Here is a 2,602-nt window from a genome sequence, read left to right as displayed (position 1 = left end):
AGGGAGTCCGAAAATTATGGCATAAAACTCACATTCGTTTTGGAGCATCTACGATCCTTAGTTTTAATGATACTTATAGAGAAAATGTCATATTAAAAGAAAATGATATCTTTTATATTGATATTGGACCTGTCTGGGATGGTGTAGAAGGGGACTGTGGAAATACTTTTGTAATAGGTTCAAATCCAAAATATGAAAAAATTACAAAAGATATTAAAGTTTTATTTGATGATATTTTTCATTATTGGAAGACAACAGAATCTACAGGAAAGCAACTGTTTGATTATTCTAAAACTCAAGTAGAAAAAATGAATTATTTATTAGAACCATCTTATGTAAAGGGGCATCGACTTTCAGAATTTTCTCATTTAAAATATACTTCCATGTCCCTATTTGATCTTGATTTTATTCCCTCATCTGAAAGATGGATATTAGAACTTCAAATATGCGATCCTTCCTTAAAATTTGGTGCTTTTTATGAAGATCTTTTATTTTAATTAAAAATTAACAGGATTTCGTTTTGCAGCAAAAAGATTTAATTGTATTTCTCCTTGAAGCATTTTGTAACTTGCTTTCATACCAGGCTTTACCAAGCGTTTCCCACCTGAGGGAAGTATACTAATATTATTTGTATATCCAACAACTTCTGTTACCTTTCCAAATGTTTTAAAAACTTCTTTTAGGATAATTGCACAAAACTGTTCTTCAATTTCTCTATAATTTTGCGCTGCTATTTGGCAGGCAATGATTCCGATTTTTTGTGGGCATAAATTTATTAGTGGAGTCTTTAATTTTTCTCCTGAGTTTGCATTCATCAGATTCTCTTTAAACAGGAGATGTGCAACATCATATGCTGATAAGTGATATGATTTTGTAATACAATTTAAATAAGCACTACCATGACCCGCGATATAAATTCTACTTTTATCTGTTAATTTATTTAAGTTACCATAAACAACTCTGAATTGTTTTGTTTTTGCGTCTACTTGAACCCAAGTTGTTTTATTAGGATGTTTTAAAAAAATTTTATTTGCTAAATCATAAATGGCATTGTCTTTTTCCATTTCAATAATAAACTGATGATCATATTGAGTTTGATGTTTGCTAATATGAACTACTTTCCGAAAATAAGAATCATAGGGTTTACCCCATTCTTTAAAAGCATTTGCATGATTGTTTTTTGATTGTTCTAAAGGATAAAAAGGAGAACTCGATTTAACAAAGCCTTTTTGTTGAAAAAAATTTTTTTGATGAATTGGATGAGATTGTATATCTAATTCATTTTTTAATAATATTTGTGAATTTATTTTTTTAGCTTGAGTTAAAATTTTTGGATTTTTTGGATTTTTTGGAAATAATTCTTCTTTTGGATAAATAATTTTTGAAAATTCAAAGATTTGATCAGTAAATATAGATTCAATATCAGTGTATATTTTTTCTTTATGATTAAAATTTGAATTAAAATCAAATTCTGATATTTTTTGATTTGGAATTAAGGAATTTTCACTTATTAAAGATAATTTTTTCTTTTTTAAAATACATAAATATTCTTTATTTTTAGTTTGAACCTCAAAAAAATCAAAGTTATTGATTGATGTCTCATTACTCAACTCTCTTTTTATTTGATTGATATTATTAATTAAAAGGTTTTCAGATTGAGAGATACTAAAAAAATGAAACTTTTTTCTTTTATTGTATAGGCTTCTGAAAATATGGTTTAAGAATTCAATATTTTTATAATCATTATTAAAAATTAAATTTTCCATATTTTCTTTAAATTGGTAATTGTTTCCTTTTTTTTCTATTAAAAAATCAAATTTTATTATACAAGAATCTAATCCTTTTGATTGACAATATTGATTTATTGTTTTTTCAATAGCATATTTTAAATGTATATTTCTTAAAATCTTTAATTTAATAGAAATATATTGATTAGAAATGATTTCATAAATATTTTGAATATTTTTAAAAAATTCTTCGTCTTTTATAAAGTTAATATTATTTTTATTTTTCTCAATGTATTCATTGCAAAAATCAAGAATTGTAAGAATAAAAATGTTTTTTGTAAATATATTTTTATTCTTTTGATTTTCTTCTATTATATTTTGATAATTTTTTAGTGAATTCTTAAAGGCGGAGTCTGTTATTCTGCAACAGCTCATTATTTTTAAAAATTGAATACTGATATTATTAGAGTTTAATGTATCATTTGTTATTATAAATTCATCCAAATTGAAAGAATTATTATTCATTGTTTTTTTTAATTCTTGGATTAAATAATTCAGATCTTTTATAATAAAATTCATAAATGATTTAAACAACATATTTTAACCTTGTTTAATAAGTTTAGAGTAATCCGATAAATAGTGTTTTTAAGTTATAAAAAAATCTTGAATACTTAATTTATTATGATAATCATTGATTTTAGTGAATTTATTTGAATAAAAGATATAATCAAAATTTTCTAAAGTTTTTTTATCGATTGTAACTCTATTTTTATATTGATTGGTAGGTAGAGACATGACTTTTATTTCCTTTCAAATAAAGTAATTCATTGCCATGAAACCCCTGCAGAACCGGACTTGTAGTTTTCCCACATCCG

3 protein-coding genes are annotated in these 2,602 nt (G+C 24.1%); 1 reads left to right on the top strand and 2 read right to left on the bottom strand.

Annotated elements, in window-relative coordinates:
- On the top strand, positions 1 to 497 hold a 497-nt coding region (locus ACIQ56_RS16600; protein WP_397602147.1), incomplete at its 5' end, for a M24 family metallopeptidase.
- On the opposite strand, the gene ACIQ56_RS16595 is transcribed toward ACIQ56_RS16600, so the two are convergent.
- Entirely contained in the window at positions 498 to 2,324 is a 1,827-nt protein-coding gene (locus tag ACIQ56_RS16595; RefSeq protein ID WP_397602146.1) for a C80 family cysteine peptidase, read from the bottom strand.
- A 48-nt stretch (positions 2,325 to 2,372) separates the two neighbouring features.
- Complete coding sequence (locus ACIQ56_RS16590; protein ID WP_397602145.1) at positions 2,373 to 2,522, bottom strand: hypothetical protein; 150 nt, start codon at positions 2,520 to 2,522, stop codon at positions 2,373 to 2,375.
- Positions 2,523 to 2,602 lie beyond the last annotated feature (80 nt).

This window comes from Silvanigrella sp., assembly GCF_044369315.1.
GTDB lineage: Bacteria > Bdellovibrionota_B > Oligoflexia > Silvanigrellales > Silvanigrellaceae > Silvanigrella.
The sequence above is the reverse complement of the archived record's forward strand: the minus strand, read 5'-3'. Positions and strand labels throughout refer to the sequence as shown.